The organism is Streptococcus mitis (genome assembly GCF_003942685.1).
GTDB lineage: Bacteria > Bacillota > Bacilli > Lactobacillales > Streptococcaceae > Streptococcus > Streptococcus mitis_CD.
Map to the genome: position 1 here is coordinate 51,614 of NZ_RJNR01000002.1, position 18,623 is coordinate 70,236.

The window sequence follows — 18,623 nt, forward strand, 5'->3', positions numbered from 1 at the left end:
CACTCATCGAGTGGTTTTTAAATGGTCAAAATTGCGTTTTTTCAAGCAAATCTTGTATCATTCTATGTAGTTCTTCTATCTTCTCAGATTGCTTCTCAAGTAGTATTCTCTGACTAGACAATTCATCTTGGAGTTTATCAAGTTTTATCTGTTCATCTGGATTATCTTTTACAAAAAAGTTCGTCAAGGCACTCGTTAACATTCCTATTGTTCCAATACCAACAAGCATTAATAAAACAGCTAACCATTTACCAAAGATCGAAGTCGGAACAATATCCCCATAACCAACTGTCGTTACAGTCACAAGAGCCCACCAAAGACTTTCTGAAAAAGATTTTTCTTCAACTACAGATAAAATTGAACTTCCTACTAGAACAACAAAGATATTAACATAAAATATATAAATCAGGCCATTTGTCCGTAAGAATTTACTAATTTTTCTTTCTAATTTACCTGTAAGTCCAATTATTCTAAGTAAACGAGTCAGTTTCAATAATTTTGTCAGTCTTGCTAAGCGGAAGATACGCCCTAATCGAAATACTGTAAAAATAGCATTTAAAGGAAGGATAGCTAGCAGATCAAAAATATTTTCAATTATGAATCGCCATTTCCCTTTACTTAAAAAGAACCGCCAACCATAATCTACCACAAACACAAACCAAAGTAGTAAGTCAATAATACTGTATGGAGGACTGTCTAAATCAATCATTTCAGCAAATCCAAGCAAGACTAGAACAACAGATATCAACGCAAGGATGATAATCGTTGTGTCATAGTAATCCTTAAATAACCATTTTCTTTTCACATCATTTCTCCTATAACATTTTTAAACATTATACCACACCAAATCGCTACTAGATAAATAAAAAAGAAGGCCCTCGCCTTCTTTTTTATATATCTGTCAATGGTGTTGCGGTATCTGGTGAGGTATCATATACCTTAAAGTCTACTCCTACACCTAGATCAGCCTGTGCCAGCTGATTGACCATGGTCATGTGAGCCAGTTCCTTGATATTATTTTCCTTAGATAAATGTCCAAGGTAGATTTTCTTAGTGCGATTCCCAAGTGTCCGAATCATAGCTTCAGCACCGTCCTCGTTAGAAAGGTGACCCAGATCCGATAGGATTCGTTGTTTGAGTCGCCAAGCGTAAGAACCTGCTCGTAAAATCTCTACATCATGGTTGGACTCGATAAGATATCCGTCCGCATTTTCGACAATTCCTGCCATTCGATCACTAACATAACCTGTATCAGTCAACATTACAAAACTCTTATCATCCTTCATAAAGCGATAGAACTGCGGTGCAACAGCATCGTGGCTAACACCAAAACTCTCAATGTCGATATCTCCAAAGGTTTTGGTTTTGCCCATTTCAAAAATATGCTTCTGAGATGAATCCACCTTGCCAAGATACTTGCTATTTTCCATAGCCTGCCAGGTCTTTTCATTAGCATACAAATCCATACCATACTTGCGAGCCAACACACCGACTCCATGGATATGGTCTGAATGCTCATGGGTAATCAAGATAGCATCCAAGTCTTCTGGTTTGCGATTTATTTCAGCAAGTAGGCTGGTAATTTTCTTTCCTGACAAGCCCGCATCCACTAAAAGTTTCTTTTTTGGGGTTTCCAGATAAAAGGAATTTCCACTGGAACCCGACGCTAAAATACTGTATTTAAAGCCTGTTTCACTCATTCTAGTCTTCTACTTCGTCCTCCCATACTTCTTCTTTCACTGCATCCTTATCATAAGGGAGCACGATGGTAAAGGTTGATCCCTTACCGTATTCACTTTTGGCCCAAATAAAGCCCTTATGTTGTTTGATAATTTCTTTAGCAATAGACAGTCCTAGGCCTGTACCACCTTGGGCACGACTTCTGGCACGATCAACACGATAAAAACGGTCAAAAATACGTGGTAAATCCTGCTTAGGAATACCCAAACCTTGGTCTGAGATAGATAAAATCATCTGATCATCAGTTGTCTTCATGGTCACTGTGATTTTCCCACCATCTGGTGAATACTTAATGGCATTGTTAAGAATATTATCAATCACCTGCGTCATTTTGTCTGTATCAATTTCAATCCAGACAGACGTAATCGGATAATCTCTAACCAATTCGTATTTCTTCTCTTCATCTGATCCCCTCATCTTATCAAAACGGTTAAGAATAAAAGTAATAAAAGCTGTAAAGTTAATCAGTTCCACATCTAGATGACTGGTTGCATTATCAATACGTGAAAGATGGAGAAGATCCGTCACCATCCGCATCATACGGTTTGTTTCGTCTAGAGACACCTTGATAAAGTCTGGAGCGACAGGTTCTGACAAGGCACCCTCATCCAAGGCTTCAAGATAGGATTTTACGCTAGTCAGAGGCGTTCGTAGCTCATGACTAACGTTGGAAACAAAGAGTCTCCGTTCCCGTTCTTCCTTCTCCTGCTCCGTCGTATCATGCAAAACTGCAACCAAACCTGAGATAAAGCCAGACTCTCGACGAACCAAGGCAAAACGTACACGAAGGCTCAGATATTCACCATTGGCATCCTGAGAATCAATCATAAGCTCAGGAACTTGGGTAATCAAATCACGAAGTTCATACTCATCTTCAATCTCAAGCAATTCTAGGATACTTTTGTTTAGAACATCTTCTTTCTGAACACCTAACTGTTTCTTAGCCATGTCATTAATCATGGTAATCTTGCCACGACGATTGGTCGCAAGGACTCCGTCCGTCATATAAGAGAGGATACTATGTAATCGTTTACTCTCTTGTTCCAGATTTTCTTGAGTCAAACGGATTACTTCTGATAAATCATTGAGATTATTGGTAATATTAGTGATTTCAGAGCTTCCCTGCATATCCAATACCTGAGAATAGTCTCCTGCAATCAGGTCTTTCACCTTTTGATTAATTTGCTTCAACCGAATATTATCTCGCCGATTTTCTAGCAAAAGCAAGGTAACAATCAAGATAAAACCCAATAAAATTAAAATGAAGATAAAATCACTAGTAAGAATATTTTTTCTAATAAATTCAATCATTATTTCTCATATAATAACCAACACCGCGACGTGTTAGGATGTACTCTGGACGACTTGGTGTATCTTCAATCTTCTCACGCAAACGTCTGATAGTTACGTCAACAGTCCGAACATCTCCGAAATAATCATAACCCCAGACCGTTTCAAGCAAGTGTTCACGGGTAATCACTTGACCAATATGAGAAGCCAAGTGATACAAAAGCTCAAATTCACGGTGGGTTAAGTCTAGTTCTTCACCGTATTTTTTAGCTACATAAGCATCTGGTACAATCTCCAAGTCCCCAATTTGCAAGGGTTGGGTTTTCTTTTCATCTGACTCTTGATTATCTACAGAAACCAAGTCCGTACGACGAAGAAGAGCTTTAACACGCGCCTGCAACTCACGATTTGAGAAGGGTTTGGTTACATAGTCATCCGCTCCAAGCTCTAAACCGATAACCTTATCAAATTCACTGTCTTTAGCAGAAAGCATGATAATAGGCACACTACTTGTCTTACGAATGGTCTTAGCAACTTCTAAACCATCAATTTCTGGAAGCATCAAATCCAGAATAATAATATCCGGTTGCTCTGCTTCAAATTGTTCTAGTGCTTCACGACCATTAAAAGCAGTTACAACCTCGTAACCTTCCTTGGTCATATTAAACTTGATAATATCCGAGATTGGTTTTTCATCATCTACAATTAATATTTTTTTCATTTGTTCACCTTTTTCTCTACTATTATATCAAAAAAATAACAAGAAGACACAATAGCTAGTCTTTGCTATTGTCTAAGTTGGCTTGTGCATAAGCCTGCCAGATTTTTTGTTGGGGTTTGGCAAGTGGGTAATTCTTAAACTCTTCTGGTGAAAGCCAGCGAACTTCCCTATCTGAAAAGTTATGAAAGTCAGTCACCTGGCCTGCTACAATTTGAACATGCCACTTGCGATGACTAAAGACATGCTTGACAGTGTCAAAATAAACATCAAGCCAATCAACTTCTAACTCATAGTCCTGCTGAAAACTCTCTTCTGGACTAGGACCAAAGTTCACATTTTCTTCTGCAACCTGGTGAAAGAGGTCAAACTGCTCTTCTTGTGAAAAGTTATCTACTTCTACCAGTGGGAAATGCCAAAAACCTGCCAAGAGCTTTTCACTTTCATTTTTTTCAAGTAAAAATTGTCCCTGAGAATTTTTCACAACTAAGGCTTTAAGATAAATGGGAATTGGCTTTTTCTTGGGAGCCTTAATTGGATAACGGTCCATTGTGCCATTCTGATATGCCGCACTAAAGTCCTTAACTGGGCTTTCTTCTGGTCTGGGATTTACAGGCGCCTCAATATCAGATCCTAAGTCCATCAAAGCTTGATTAAAGTCACCCGGACGTTCTGGGTCAATCAAGATTTCCATCATTGCCTGAAAAATTTTGCGATTGCTAGGAACTCCGATATCATGATTAACTTCAAACAGACGGGCCAGCACTCGCATAACATTACCATCTACAGCTGGCTCAGGCAAGTTAAAAGCAATACTGGAAATGGCTCCTGCAGTGTAAGGTCCAATTCCTTTCAAGCTGGAAATTCCTTCATAGGTATTTGGAAATTGACCACCAAAGTCAGTCATAATCTGCTGGGCTGCAGCCTGCATATTACGAACTCGAGAATAATAACCCAAACCTTCCCAAGCCTTCAACAAACGCTCTTCAGGGGCAGTTGCCAAACTTTCAACTGTTGGAAACCAGGCCAAGAATCGTTCGTAGTAAGGGATAACTGTATCCACCCTAGTCTGCTGGAGCATAATTTCAGACACCCAGATATGATAAGGATTTTTACTTCTACGCCAGGGTAAATCTCTTTTGTTTTCATCATACCAGGTAAGAAGTTTCTCACGGAAAGAAACAATCTTCTCATCCGGCCACATGACGATACCGTATTCTTTCAAATCTAACATATCTCTAGTATAACACAGAAGACCCTAACTGTCCTTTTCCTAGTATTAATACTCTTCGAAAATCAAATTCAAACCACGTCAACGTCGCCTTGCCGTACTCAAGTACAGCCTGCGGCTAGTTTCCTAGTTTGCTCTTTGATTTTCATTGAGTATAAAAAACCTCTTCCCAAGGGAAAGAGGACTAAATCTTATTGATGAACTGCTTGAGCTGCTGTGATAAGGGTTAACTTGTAAACATCATCCGCATTACATCCACGAGAGAGGTCGTTAACTGGCTTGTTCAAACCTTGCAAAACAGGACCTACTGCCGCAAAGCCACCAAGACGTTCTGCCATCTTGTAGCCAATATTTCCTGCCTCGATACCTGGGAAGATGAAGACGTTTGCTTGACCAGCTACTGTACTTCCAGGAGCTTTCAGAGCTGCAGTTTCTGGAACAAATGCCGCATCAAATTGCAACTCACCATCGATTTCAAGGTCAGGGCGCAAGTCATGAGCAATTTTAGTTGCTTCAACAACCTTATCAACGCTTTCTCCAAATCCTGAACCTTTAGTAGAATAGCTTAGCATAGCAATTTTAGGCTCGATTCCAAACATTTTAGCTGTGATTGCTGAGTTAATGGCAATTTCAGCCAAAGCTTCTGCGTCTGGATTAATGTTGATGGCACAGTCTCCAAACAGGTAACGTTCCGTACCACGAACCATGAGGAAGGCACCTGAAGTACGAGTCACATTTGGACGAGTTTTAATGATTTGTAGGGCTGGGCGAACTGTTGAAGCTGTTGAGTGAATCGCTCCTGACACCATTCCATCAACCAAGCCCAAGTAAACCAACATAACACCAAAATAGTTGACATCTTCAACCAAAACCTTACGTGCATCTTCTTCAGACATTTTACCCTTGCGACGTTCTACCAAGGCAGCAACCATTTCTTCAAATTTATCGTAGTGTTGAGGGTCGATGACTTCATAACCATCCTCGATGCCTTCGATTTCAAGATAAATTTTAATTTTTTCAGGATTTCCAAGCAAAACAGGAATCACTTCTGTTTCTTTTACCAGGCGTTTAGTTGCTTGAAGAATACGAGGTTCTTCCCCTTCAGGGAGAACGATACGAGCATTTTTACCAACCAGGTTGGCTTTGAGACTTTCAAAAACTTCCATGAGTTTTCTCCTTTAAGATAATAATTATACTCTGAATCATTTTTTATAGAGTATTAGTTGATAACTGGGTAATAAGGTTACTGAAATCATCCGGCAAGGGACTTTCTAACTGCAAGTCTTGCTCTAAAAATGGATGATAAAAGGATAGGTAATGGCAATGCAGGGCTTGGCGCTGAATTCCATCGTCTAGACTACCACCATACAAGTCATCTCCCAACAAAGGAAAACCAATATGAGAAAAATGGACTCGGATTTGGTGGGTTCGTCCAGTATGCAGGCGAATATCAACTAAGTGAATATTCCCATAAGATGCTACAATCTTGTAAGAAGTATGGGCATACTTTCCACCTTTAGCCACCCGTCTGGTGATAATGGAATCTTCATCACGCGCAATCGGAGCAATAATTTCCCCCTCTGACTCCAAGTATCCATCACCTTTAACCAAAGCAAAGTAGCGTTTTTCAATGGACTTCTTCTGCAACTGCTTGTCTAATCGTGCGTGGGCATAGCCGTGCTTGGCAAAGAGCATCAAGCCAGAAGTGTCCCTATCAAGTCTGGTTACAATGTGAACCTGCTGATTTTCATAGTCTTGCTTGACGTAGTAACCCTTGATAAAATTGGCAATGGTATTAGAGTGATTGACACTAGGAATAGAAGCCACTCCATAGGGTTTATTTAAGACTAGAAAATGGTCATCCTCATAGAGAATATCTAATGGTCTCTCGATAGCTTCTAGGGTTTCAAAGCCTTCCTCAGCAGGAATATCGATGATAACTCGGTCTCCAATATCCAATAGATAGGTTGCATTTTGCGGTTGGTCATTGACCAGTATAGCTCCACCTCGAAACTTTATTTTGGCCAGCAACCCCTTAGAAACCTCGTGCTTTTTCAAAAAGGTCTTGACTTTGACATGCTCATCTGCGATAAATTCAAACCTCATTCGTCTACCTCGCCGATAAAAGCGTCCTTAACACGATTCCAGAAACTGGTATGGCTAGGTGATGCGACAAAGTGAATCTTATGATGGTCGATTTGATACTCGATTCGTTCAATATTGCGGAAGGAATAAACGCTATTGTCAACCGAAATAGTATGGTAATCGTTTCTTGTTGGAATAAGTTCAATCTTATCCTTCTTAGGAACAATAATGGACGAACCCAGCGTTCGATAAACACGATTGTTAAGGCTGGCAATTTCCGTCAACTGAAGAGCTTCAATGGTAGGGTGTAAAACAGCTCCACCAAGCGACTTGTTATAGGCTGTGCTACCAGTCGGTGTCGAAACTGTTAGCCCATCTCCACGAAAACGTTCAAAGTGGACGCCGTTAATCACAACATCCGCCACCATGGTTCGATCAGACCTGCGGATACTGGCTTCATTTAGTGCTCTAAAAATCTTCACTTCACCATTTTCAAGAAAGACCTTCACATTCAGAACAGGGTAAGAGACTCTTGCTCCGGTATCTAGCTGCAAATTAGTCACTAGCTTGTCCAACTCAAAATCACGGTAGTCCGTATAGAAGCCCAAATGTCCAGTATGAACACCGATAAAGCGGACCTTATCAAGTTGATTTTCATACTTATGAAAGGCCGACAAGAGCATACCATCCCCACCAATGGAGATGACAATGTCCGGATGGGTATCATTGAGTATAAACTGATTTCTCTTCAAACGATCTCGCAATTCATACAAAACCCTTTGACTCTGCGGTTTTCTATTAGCTATCAGGTCAATTCGTTTACCTGTATTCTTCATCTGTATCGTCACTGTTTCCTACACCGTCATTTAATTTTCTACTCAAAGGATCAAAAAGAGCCTGGGCTTCCTGAATATCATCTCGAATTTTACCCATTTCTTCATCCAACTGATGAGCAATTTTGGCAGTAATTTCCAGTCTCTTTTTAATTTCCTCTGGGAAATCCCCTTGGTACTTGTAGTTGAGAGAATGTTCTATCGTTGCCCAGAAATTCATGGCCAAAGTACGAATTTGAATTTCTGCTAAAATGGTCTTGGCTCCATTGATAGTGTCAACCGTATATTCTACTACCACATGATAGGAACGGTAGCCTGAAGCCTTTCGATGAGTAATGTAATCTCGCTCTTGTACGATCCGCATATCCTGACGCTTGCGCAAAATAGCCACAACTTCTTGGACGTCATCTACAAACTGGACCATCACACGTAAACCAGCAATATCCTGTAAATCGTGTTCTAATGTCGCATAAGTAATACCACGTCGAGCCATTTTTTCCTTGATGCTCTCAATCGGCTTGACTCGACCAGTCACAAACTCAATCGGAGAATGCTTATTTTGCTTACGATATTGCTTACGAATACCACGTAGTTTAATCTTTAACTCACCAACAGCTTGAATGTAAGGATCTAGAAATTCTTCCCATTCTAAGGTCATATATTCTCCCTTGTTCTCATATTATCCTTCAAAAATATCTTTGATTTTTTCTCCAGATTCATATACAATAAATACAATGCTTATTATACCATAAATCCGCTTTCAACGATAAAGAAAAGGTAAGAAAAATGAAACATTTAGAAATTGAATTGAAAACACTCTTGAAAAAAGATGAATACAATCGTCTAAAAGGCCAGTTCACAGACGTCACTCCTGTTCTTCAAAAAAATTACTACATAGACACGCCTGATTTTGAACTGCGAGAAAAGAAAGTTGCTATGCGCATTCGAACCTTTGAAGACTGGGCTGAATTGACACTCAAAGTCCCGCAAAGTGTTGGAAACATGGAATACAATCAAAAATTGCAACTAAAAGATGCTGAAAACTATCTGGCTAAGGAAGAACTTCCTCAGGGATTGGTTCTTAATGAATTGGCGAAACATGGTATTAAAACAAGTGAATGGCAGATCCTTGGTTGTCTAACGACACTTCGCTATGAAATGCAAACAGCTATTGGTCTCATGGCGCTGGATGAAAATCAGTACTTTGATATTACAGATTACGAATTAGAGCTTGAAGTTGAGAATCACGAGCAAGGGAAACAAGATTTCCAGCAATTTTTAGAAGAAAATCAGATTAATTATCAAAAAGCCCCTTCAAAATTGGTTCGATTTGTTAAAAGGATGAAAAATAGCTGAAATAATCTCTATTTTTTGGTAAAATAGAAAAGATAAAATACAAAAATCCAAGTTCATATAGGCTAGGCAGATATAGCTAGGATTTAAAAAGTTTACAGAGGACGGTCTATAATGTCAGATAGAAAAAACATGAAACTTTTCGCACTCAACTCTAACCAAGAGATTGCACAGAAAATTGCACAAGCTGTTGGTGTCCCACTTGGAAAACTATCATCACGTCAATTTTCAGATGGAGAAATCCAAGTAAATATCGAAGAAAGTGTCCGTGGTTATGATGTGTACATCATCCAGTCTACAAGTTTCCCTGTTAACAACCACCTAATGGAATTGCTTATCATGGTCGATGCTTGTGTGCGCGCAAGTGCCCACAGCATCAACGTTGTTCTTCCATATTTTGGCTATGCACGTCAAGACCGCATCGCTTCACCTCGTGAGCCACTTACAGCGAAACTAGTTGCCAATATGCTGGTTAAGGCTGGTGTTGATCGTATCCTTACACTTGATTTACATGCCGTTCAAGTTCAAGGATTCTTTGATATTCCTGTTGATAACCTCTTCACAGTGCCCCTATTTGCAAAACATTACTGCGATAAGGGTCTACTTGGTTCAGATGTTGTTGTCGTTAGCCCTAAAAATTCAGGTGTAAAGCGTGCTCGTAGCTTAGCTGAATATCTTGATGCTCCTATCGCCATTATAGACTACCCTCAAGACGATGCAACTCGCAACGAAGGTTATATTATCGGTGATGTTGAAGGTAAAAAAGCTATCTTGATTGACGATATTTTAAATACAGGACGTACCTTCTCTGAAGCTGCTAAAATCGTTGAACGTGAAGGGGCTACAGAAATTTATGCTGTTTCTAGTCATGGTCTCTTCGTCGAAGGTGCTGCTGAACTTCTTGACAATACTAATATTAAAGAAATTCTTGTGACTGATTCAGTAGCAACAAAAGAAAAAACTCCTAAAAACGTATGCTACATCACTGCTAGTGAGTTAATTGGTGATGCCATCGTCCGTATTCACGAAAGAAAACCAGTCAGCCCACTCTTTGCCTACAACAAAAAGAAATAAGGTGATTCTTTGATTTATTTGGATAATGCTGCAACGACTCCTATGTCAGCAGTTGCTATTTCAGCTATGACCAAGGTTATGCAAGAAACCCATGGCAATCCATCTAGTATCCATGGTCATGGTCGTCAAGCTGGCAAACTTTTGCGTGAAGCCCGTCAGGAACTAGCTCAATTACTAGAGACAAAACCTCAACATATCTTTTTCACTTCTGGTGGGACTGAAGGCAACAATACTGCTATCATTGGCTACTGCCTTCGTCACCAAGAACAAGGAAAACATATCATCACAACTGCCATTGAGCACCATGCTGTCCTTGAAACAATTGATTACTTGGTTCAACACTTTGGTTTTGAAGTAACCATTATCCAGCCAAAAAATCAAGAAATCACGGCCCAGCAAATTCAAGAGGCCTTACGTAAAGATACAATCTTGGTTTCTACCATGTTTGCCAATAATGAGACAGGAAACCTACTTCCCATTGCTGAAATTGGACAAATACTCAAGCAACACCCTGCTGCTTATCATGTTGATGCAGTTCAAGCAATCGGCAAAATCCCTATTCACCCAGAAGAATTGGGCATTGATTTTCTCACTGCTTCAGCCCATAAATTCCATGGTCCTAAGGGAATCGGCTTCCTCTACGCATCTAGCATGGACTTTGATTCCTATCTCCATGGTGGAGACCAAGAACAGAAAAAACGTGCTGGAACTGAGAATCTAGCTGCCATCGTAGGCATGGTTGCAGCTCTAAAAGAAGACCTAGAAAAACAAGAAGAACATTTTCAACATATACAAAATCTAGAAACTGTCTTTCTGGCAGAGCTAGAGGGCATTCAGTATTACTTGAATAGAGGACAACATCATCTCCCTTATGTTCTCAATATTGGATTTTCTAGCCAAAAAAATGACCTCTTACTCCTTCGTCTAGATTTGGCCGGAATTTCTATCTCTACTGGTTCAGCCTGTACTGCAGGCATTGTACAATCCAGCCATGTTCTTGAAGCCATGTACGGGGCAAATTCAGAACGCTTGAAGGAATCCGTTCGTATCAGTTTGTCGCCAGAAAATACTGTTGAAGACCTACATACCCTCGCAAAAACCTTAAAAGAAATTATCGGAGGTTAGCCATATGGCATTTGAAAAAACCATTCAGTTAAAAAATTGTCGTTACGACTACACTCTTAGCCCTTCTGTTAAAAAATTCACCCTCAAAGATAACACCTTTTTTGAGACTAAGGTTGGTAACTATGAATTGACTCGCCTTTTGGAAAAAGTTCCGAACAGCGGTGAGGGATTCCAACTCAAAATCATCATTAACAAGGAACTTACAGGTGCTAAAATCAATATCACTGACAAGTTTGGGCTACGCCTAGTTGATATTTTCAAATCAGAAGACCACCACATTCATCAGGAAAAATTCTACTTCCTCATGGATAGCTTGGTAGAACGTGGTGTCTTTACAAAATCGGAAAGATAGGTCCCATATGTTTGAACTGACCTATAAAGACAGCTATCATGTAGAGCGTACACTCAAGTATGAGGATTATGAAGCTCTCATGCTGGCTCTGTCAGGATGTGTGACCCTACCAGATACACTTTATGTGACTTCTCTGACTTTTAATGGCCAGAAAGTTTATCAGGGTCTGGTCGGAGACCTCTACCGATTTCTATCACATGCAGATTTTTTACATCAAAACTAAGATTTTTCTTAGTTTTTTCTTATTTTTGTTGATTTTTTCACAATGTTTCTATAAAATAGAAGAATAGAAAGGTTGTGATTTTGTGAAAGATAAACAGTCTGCTATTCCAAAAGCAACAGCGAAAAGACTCTCTCTCTACTATCGAATTTTTAAGAGATTTCATGCAGAAAAGATTGAACGTGCCAACTCTAAGCAAATTGCAGAGGCTATCGGTATTGACTCAGCGACCGTACGTCGTGATTTTTCCTATTTTGGTGAACTGGGTCGTCGTGGCTTTGGCTACGATGTCAAAAAACTGATGACATTTTTTGCCGATTTGCTCAATGATAACTCCATTACCAATGTCATGCTGGTAGGTATTGGAAATATGGGTCATGCCCTTCTCCACTACCGCTTCCACGAACGTAACAAGATGAAGATTATCATGGCCTTTGACCTAGATGACCATCCTGAAGTCGGTACCCAAACTCCTGACGGGATTCCCATTTACGGGATTTCTCAAATCAAGGATAAAATCAAGGATGCTGATGTGAAGACTGCTATCCTGACAGTTCCCAGCGTCAAGTCACAAGAGGTTGCCAATCTCTTGGTGGATGCTGGTGTGAAAGGAATTCTTAGTTTTTCACCAGTCCATCTGCATTTACCAAAAGACGTGGTCGTTCAGTATGTCGATTTGACAAGTGAACTCCAAACCCTCCTCTACTTCATGCGAAAAGAGGATTAGAAAGCGAAAATCATTTTATGAAAAAACCAGTTATAGGGATTACAGGAAACGAAAAAACTCATCCAGATGATGACATCATGATGAGCTACGTAGCAAAAGGCTTTGTTGAAGGCGTTAAAGACGCTGGAGGTATTCCCATCATCCTACCGATTGGTGATCAAGAAATGGCCTGCCACTATATCAGTATGATTGACAAGCTCATCTTGACAGGTGGGCAAAATGTTGATCCAAAATTCTATGGTGAACCAAAAACCATCGATAGCGATGACTACCACCTTCAAAGGGATATCTTTGAACTGGCCCTCATCAAGGAAGCTATTAAACAGAAAAAGCCAATTTTTTCTGTCTGTCGTGGAACTCAACTCTTTAACGTTGCCATGGGTGGAACTTTGTATCAAGATATCGAAGATCACTGGCAAGATTGTTCTGCCGAATACACAACTCAACGCTTGGTGACAGAACCTGATACTGTTCTTCGAGAAATCTATGGAGAAATCTCCCATATCAACTCCTTCCACCATCAGAGTATTAAGGATTTAGCACCTAACTTAAAGATTGCAGCTCATGACCCTAAGGATGGTATCATTGAAGCTGTCATGAGTACGGATGATGTCGCCTTTCTCGGTGTCCAATGGCATCCAGAGTTTCTATTTGAAAATCGTCCCAAAGATAAAAACCTCTTTGACTATATCGTTAATGAACTTTAGATTAAATCTGTCTTTTCACGGTAGCTAAAGTAATTAGAATGGGAGACAATCAAATGGTCCAAGAGGACAATCCCCATCAGGTCGCAGGCTTCTTTGACAAGTTTGGTGACATGATCATCATTACGACTAGGGGCTACCGCTCCCGAAGGATGATTGTGAACCAAGATGAGAGAAGTCGCCATATGCTTGATAGCATAGTGAAGAATCTCTCGTGGTTCAGCAATACTACGAGTTGCAGAACCGATAAAAATGGTCTGTTGATGGATGATTTGATTTTGAGTATTGAGATAGAGCGCCACCAGGTGCTCTTGTTTTTTATGTCCCAACTCCTGCTGCATCTTCTTGGCTAACTTTTGACTACTAAGAATACTTTCCATCTCAAGAGTTTCGTGTTTATGAATACGATGCCCCAGTTCAATCATAGCTTGTAATTCTATGGCCTTAACACGCCCGATACCAGACAGACTCTGCAATTCCTGCAGGGTCATTTTTTTCAAATCTGTTAGACTTGAAAGATTGTTCAAGACTTTCTGGGCAATTTCAAAAACGCTAGCTTGACGTGTGCCTGTCCTGAGTAGAATAGCTAGTAACTCTTGGTTACTGAGTGCTTCCACTCCTTCTTGGGCAAGTCTTTCTCTTGGCAATAATGAATCTTCTTGGAATGAAATACTGTACATAAAAATCCTCCTCACTTTATTATTCGTGAGAAGGATGGAAAATTAGATTTTTTTCTCAATTGGGGCCACACTGGCTAAAAGTTTTTTCAAACCTACTTCTGGGAAATTGATTTTTAATTCCTGCGTAGCACCGCTACCTGAAACTTCCAGAACGGTTCCCTCTCCCCATTTCTTGTGGAGAGCAATGTCACCAATGGACCAATTTGTCTCACTAGACGCTGATTTTGTGCCAGCTGTAAATTGACCAAATGGGAGACCACTTGACTGGATAGATTTTGGGGCAGCACTGCGTTTACGGTCTTGAAGAGCTTGAGCCAAACTCATACCTTGACCGAAGGAAATACTACCACTGCTATATGATGCTTTAAAGCTTGTATTGGCTGGACGGGCCAATCCTTGATACTCAAGTAAGTCTGAACTGATTTCGTTAATAAAACGAGTCGGACGGTTGTAGTTGGTACGACCAAAAAGCAGGCGCGAGTTGGCATTTGTCAGATAGAGAATTTTCTCTGCACGCGTAATTCCTACATAGGCCAGACGGCGTTCTTCTTCTAATTCATCTAGATCCTCAGCCGCGCGACTAAGCGGGAAGACATTTTCTTCCATCCCAATCAAAAAGACAACTGGAAACTCGAGACCTTTGGCAGCATGCAGGGTCATCAAGGTCACTTCTGATGTCTCCTGACTACCTGAATCTGTGTCCGCAATCAAGGCTAAATCATTTAAGAAACGACTCAGTTTGTCCAAACCAGTTTCCTCTTCTGGCCCATCAGAGGTGTCATCAAAGTTTTTCGTCACAGAGAGGAACTCTTCTATGTTTTCAACCCTAGCCTTGCTTTCTAGAGTCGCTTGAGCATTTAGAATATCGACGTAACCTGTTTTTTCTAAAACAGCCTCAACCAAGTCTGTAATATTTAATTGATCTAGCTGCTCTCGTAAATCTAGAATCATATTGGCAAAATCCCAGATAGATTGTGCTGCTTTTCCTTTGATGCCAGACAACATGATATTAGCAGAAGCATCTAGCATGGAAATATCTTGCATATTCGCAAAATCACGGATTTTCTCAACTGTACCTGGCCCAATTCCACGTTTAGGCTCGTTGATAATACGCTCAAAACTGATATTGTCACTCAAATTGGCAATAAGATTGAGGTAAGCGATAATATCTCGGATTTCCTTACGGCTGTAGAACTTGGTTCCGCCAACCATGGTATAAGGAATGTTTGACTTGAGTAGGGCTTCTTCAATAGTACGAGACTGCGCATTTGTACGATAGAGAACTGCAAAATCCTTGTGAAGGAAGTTTTGACTCCGACCAAGTTCATCGATAGTTCTGGCTACAAATACAGCTTCATCTAGCTCATCATTGGCACGATAGTAAACGATTTGTTCCCCATCAACGTTTTGAGTCCAGAGATTCTTAGGACGGCGATTTTTATTGTTTTTAATGACCTCGTTGGCCGCTTGGAGAATGGTTTTAGTTGAGCGGTAATTCTCCTCCAACAAAACAACCTTGGCTTGGGGATAATCTTTCTCAAAATCCAAAATATTCTGCATATCAGCACCTCGCCAACCGTAAATAGACTGGTCCGCATCCCCAACCACACAGATATTTTTAAAACGTGAAGCTAGAAGCTTGACTAACTGGTACTGGGCATGGTTGGTATCTTGGTACTCATCAACATGGATGTACTGAAATTTCTGCTGGTAGTAGATCAAGACATCAGGATTTTGATCAAAGAGACGCAGGGTCAGCATAATCAAATCATCAAAGTCAACCGACTCCGACTGACGCAGTTCTTTCTGATAGGCTGTATAACACTGGGCCACAATTTGCGTGTACATATCTCCAGCTTGGGCAGCATAGGCAACATCATCAATCAAATCATTCTTGGCATTGGAAATAGTCCCTAAGATGCTCCGTTCATTCCATTTTTTAGGATCCAAGTTCAACTGCTTGAGAATGCGTTTCATGAGCGTTCGCTGTTCACCAGGATCTACAATAGTGAAATTGCGGTTGTAGCCAATATGGTCCGCATCGCGACGCAAAATACGAACACACATGGAGTGGAAGGTCGCAATCAGACAGTCCTGAGTGGCTGGATTGAGGCTATAAGCACGCTCTTTCATCTCACGCGCAGCCTTATTAGTAAAGGTAATAGCCAATATATTCCACGGATTTACCATCTTTTCATCAATCAGATAAGCAATACGGTGGGTTAAAACACGAGTCTTTCCAGAACCAGCCCCCGCCATGATCAACAAGGGGCCTTCTGTCGTTTGCACCGCCTCAGCCTGACGGTCATTCATTCCATTTAATAATGCGTTCATATTCTCTTCCTTACTCTTGAAGTCAATATTTCTATTATATCAGAATTTAGGGAAAATATCTTTACCTAGACTGGTTACGTGTAGAAGGCAACTTCTTATATCTAGATAAAAAATGAGCTTGGATAGTATTTCCAAACTCATTTTTTACTCAATGAAAATCGAAGTGCAAACTAGGAAGCTAGCCGCAGGCTGTACTTGAGTACGGCAAGGTGAAGCTGACGTGGTTTGAATTTGATTTTCGAAGAGTACAAAGTCAATTACAATATACTAGAACAAACCTAGGACTGTTCCATCGCTTTCAACATCCATATTGAGAGCTGCTGGTCGTTTTGGAAGTCCTGGCATAGTCATGACATCACCAGTTAAGGCAACGATGAAGCCTGCACCTAATTTTGGTACCAATTCACGAATGGTAATTTCAAAGTTTTCAGGTGCTCCAAGTGCATTTGGATTATCTGAAAAACTGTATTGAGTTTTAGCCATACAGATTGGCAATTTGTCCCAACCATTTTGAACGATTTGAGTGATTTGTGTTTGAGCTTTCTTCTCAAAGTTCACTTTGCTACCACGGTAAATTTCAGTAACAATCTTTTCAATCTTTTCTTGAACAGAAAGGTCATTGTCATACAAACGTTTATAGTTAGCTGGGTTTTCAGCAATAGTCTTAACAACTGTTTCAGCAAGTGCTACTCCACCTTCTGCACCATCAGCCCAGACACTAGCCAATTCAACTGGTACATCGATTGAGGCACAAAGTTCTTTCAAGGCTGCAATTTCAGCTTCTGTATCAGATACAAATTCGTTAATAGCCACAACTGCTGGAATACCGAACTTACGGATGTTCTCAACGTGGCGTTTCAAGTTGGCAAAACCGGCACGAACAGCTTCTACGTTTTCTTCTGTCAAAGCGTCTTTAGCCACACCACCATTCATTTTAAGGGCACGAAGGGTTGCGACAATGACAACTGCATCTGGAGAAGTTGGCAAATTTGGTGTCTTAATATCAAGGAATTTCTCAGCACCGAGATCTGCACCAAAACCAGCTTCAGTAACTGTATAATCAGCCAAGTGAAGGGCTGTAGTCGTTGCCAAGACAGAGTTACATCCGTGAGCAATATTGGCAAATGGACCACCATGTACAAAGGCAGGTGTACCGTAAATTGTCTGCACCAAGTTTGGCTTAATAGCATCCTTCAAGATCAATGCTAAAGCACCTTCAACCTGCAGATCACCAACAGAAACAGGTGTACGGTCATAGCGATAACCGATAACGATATTAGCCAGACGGCGTTTCAAGTCCTCGATGTCTGTTGCCAAGCAAAGAATTGCCATGATTTCGGAAGCAACTGTAATATCAAAGCCATCCTCACGCGGAATACCATTTAGAGGACCACCAAGTCCAACGGTCACATGGCGAAGAGCACGGTCATTCAAGTCCACTACACGTTTCCAGAGGATACGACGTTGGTCAATTCCTAACTCATTTCCTTGGTGTAAGTGGTTGTCAATCAAGGCAGAAAGCGCATTGTTGGCAGTTGTAATGGCATGCATGTCCCCCGTAAAGTGGAGGTTGATGTCTTCCATTGGCAGAACTTGAGCATAACCACCACCAGCTGCCCCCCCCTTAATTCCCATTACTGGACCAAGAGATGGTTCGCGAATAGCAATCATGGTTTTCTTGCCAATCTTATTCAAGGCATCCGCAAGACCAATGGTAATGGTTGATTTTCCTTCACCTGCAGGTGTTGGGTTGATGGCAGTAACCAGAATCAATTTTCCAACTGGATAGCTCTCAACTGCACGAATTTTATCAAAGCTGAGCTTAGCCTTGTACTTTCCGTACAACTCTAAATCATCGTAAGAAATACCAAGTTTCTCTACAACATCAACGATTGGCTTCAACTCAATACTCTGTGCGATTTCAATATCTGTTTTCATTCAAAACTCCTCTAACCTCTTATATGATAATTCATTATAACACAAAACAAGATTTTTAACATCCTAAAACTCTCTAAACGTTCGTAAATATCCCTATTTTTAAGGTTTTTAGAGTCCTTTCTTAAATTTTATATGGCTTTATAGTTTGAAACTATATTCTTTCCTTTTACCAAATTTTTATTGCTTTCATTTTACTTACCGTTTATTTTTGTGTACAAT

The 18,623-nt window shown here is 40.4% G+C and carries 19 protein-coding genes; 7 read left to right on the forward strand and 12 right to left on the reverse strand.

What is annotated here, in order from left to right; translation table 11 throughout:
* Positions 1-25: 25 nt before the first annotated feature.
* The 9 genes from D8855_RS02045 to yjbM all read right to left on the reverse strand — a co-directional run bounded on the left by D8855_RS02045 (position 26) and on the right by yjbM (position 8,555).
* Positions 26-805 (reverse strand): potassium channel family protein, encoded by a 780-nt coding sequence (locus D8855_RS02045; protein ID WP_049547101.1) that lies wholly within the window; start codon positions 803-805, stop codon positions 26-28.
* 85 nt (positions 806-890) lie between these two features.
* Positions 891-1,700, reverse strand: coding sequence for an MBL fold metallo-hydrolase (locus D8855_RS02050; protein WP_000004964.1), 810 nt, complete (start codon positions 1,698-1,700; stop codon positions 891-893).
* A 1-nt stretch (position 1,701) separates the two neighbouring features.
* A complete protein-coding gene (gene vicK / locus D8855_RS02055; protein WP_042751232.1) occupies positions 1,702-3,051 on the reverse strand; it encodes a cell wall metabolism sensor histidine kinase VicK in 1,350 nt (449 codons plus the stop codon).
* Positions 3,044-3,751, reverse strand: coding sequence for a response regulator YycF (yycF, locus tag D8855_RS02060; protein ID WP_000722072.1), 708 nt, complete (start codon positions 3,749-3,751; stop codon positions 3,044-3,046). The genes vicK and yycF overlap by 8 nt, the downstream gene beginning before the upstream one ends.
* A 55-nt stretch (positions 3,752-3,806) precedes the next feature.
* Positions 3,807-4,982, reverse strand: a complete 1,176-nt coding sequence (gene mutY, locus D8855_RS02065; protein ID WP_125415718.1) for an A/G-specific adenine glycosylase — start codon at positions 4,980-4,982, stop codon at positions 3,807-3,809.
* 188 nt (positions 4,983-5,170) lie between these two features.
* A complete protein-coding gene (gene pta, locus D8855_RS02075; RefSeq protein ID WP_000451571.1) occupies positions 5,171-6,145 on the reverse strand; it encodes a phosphate acetyltransferase in 975 nt (324 codons plus the stop codon).
* Positions 6,146-6,188: 43 nt separating this feature from the next.
* Entirely contained in the window at positions 6,189-7,085 is an 897-nt protein-coding gene (locus D8855_RS02080; protein WP_070843044.1) for an RluA family pseudouridine synthase, read from the reverse strand.
* A complete protein-coding gene (locus D8855_RS02085) occupies positions 7,082-7,900 on the reverse strand; it encodes an NAD kinase (protein WP_125415721.1) in 819 nt (272 codons plus the stop codon). Before D8855_RS02085 ends, D8855_RS02080 begins: the two co-directional genes overlap by 4 nt.
* On the reverse strand, positions 7,884-8,555 hold the full coding sequence (yjbM, locus tag D8855_RS02090; protein ID WP_125415724.1) for a GTP diphosphokinase: 672 nt from the start codon (positions 8,553-8,555) through the stop codon (positions 7,884-7,886). Before yjbM ends, D8855_RS02085 begins: the two co-directional genes overlap by 17 nt.
* Before the next feature lie 128 nt (positions 8,556-8,683).
* Here yjbM and D8855_RS02095 point away from each other — a divergent pair, with 128 nt between their 5' ends.
* The 7 genes from D8855_RS02095 (at position 8,684) to D8855_RS02125 (ending at position 13,455) form a co-directional block, all read left to right on the forward strand.
* Positions 8,684-9,253 (forward strand): CYTH domain-containing protein, encoded by a 570-nt coding sequence (locus tag D8855_RS02095; RefSeq protein WP_125415727.1) that lies wholly within the window; start codon positions 8,684-8,686, stop codon positions 9,251-9,253.
* A gap of 111 nt (positions 9,254-9,364) precedes the next feature.
* Positions 9,365-10,324 (forward strand): ribose-phosphate diphosphokinase, encoded by a 960-nt coding sequence (locus tag D8855_RS02100; protein ID WP_001283818.1) that lies wholly within the window; start codon positions 9,365-9,367, stop codon positions 10,322-10,324.
* A gap of 9 nt (positions 10,325-10,333) precedes the next feature.
* Positions 10,334-11,449 carry a cysteine desulfurase family protein gene (locus tag D8855_RS02105; protein WP_125415729.1) on the forward strand — a complete coding sequence of 372 codons (1,116 nt, stop codon included), beginning with the start codon at positions 10,334-10,336 and terminating at the stop codon, positions 11,447-11,449.
* A 4-nt stretch (positions 11,450-11,453) separates the two neighbouring features.
* Positions 11,454-11,801 carry a DUF1831 domain-containing protein gene (locus tag D8855_RS02110; protein WP_000863540.1) on the forward strand — a complete coding sequence of 116 codons (348 nt, stop codon included), beginning with the start codon at positions 11,454-11,456 and terminating at the stop codon, positions 11,799-11,801.
* Positions 11,802-11,808: 7 nt separating this feature from the next.
* Positions 11,809-12,024 carry a DUF4649 family protein gene (locus D8855_RS02115; RefSeq protein ID WP_000462492.1) on the forward strand — a complete coding sequence of 72 codons (216 nt, stop codon included), beginning with the start codon at positions 11,809-11,811 and terminating at the stop codon, positions 12,022-12,024.
* Positions 12,025-12,106: 82 nt separating this feature from the next.
* Positions 12,107-12,748 (forward strand): redox-sensing transcriptional repressor Rex, encoded by a 642-nt coding sequence (locus D8855_RS02120; protein ID WP_000653417.1) that lies wholly within the window; start codon positions 12,107-12,109, stop codon positions 12,746-12,748.
* A 17-nt stretch (positions 12,749-12,765) separates the two neighbouring features.
* A complete protein-coding gene (locus tag D8855_RS02125) occupies positions 12,766-13,455 on the forward strand; it encodes a gamma-glutamyl-gamma-aminobutyrate hydrolase family protein (protein WP_125415735.1) in 690 nt (229 codons plus the stop codon).
* On the opposite strand, the gene radC is transcribed toward D8855_RS02125, so the two are convergent.
* From radC to D8855_RS02145, 3 genes are all read right to left on the reverse strand, one after another.
* Positions 13,452-14,132 carry a RadC family protein gene (radC, locus tag D8855_RS02130; protein WP_125415738.1) on the reverse strand — a complete coding sequence of 227 codons (681 nt, stop codon included), beginning with the start codon at positions 14,130-14,132 and terminating at the stop codon, positions 13,452-13,454. The two genes, D8855_RS02125 and radC, sit on opposite strands and share 4 nt — an antisense overlap.
* Positions 14,133-14,174: 42 nt before the next feature.
* The gene (gene pcrA, locus D8855_RS02135; protein ID WP_125415741.1) at positions 14,175-16,466 is read right to left on the reverse strand and encodes a DNA helicase PcrA; all 2,292 of its coding nucleotides are present in this window, start codon (positions 16,464-16,466) and stop codon (positions 14,175-14,177) included.
* A 267-nt stretch (positions 16,467-16,733) separates the two neighbouring features.
* Entirely contained in the window at positions 16,734-18,404 is a 1,671-nt protein-coding gene (locus D8855_RS02145) for a formate--tetrahydrofolate ligase (RefSeq protein ID WP_125415744.1), read from the reverse strand.
* Positions 18,405-18,623 lie beyond the last annotated feature (219 nt).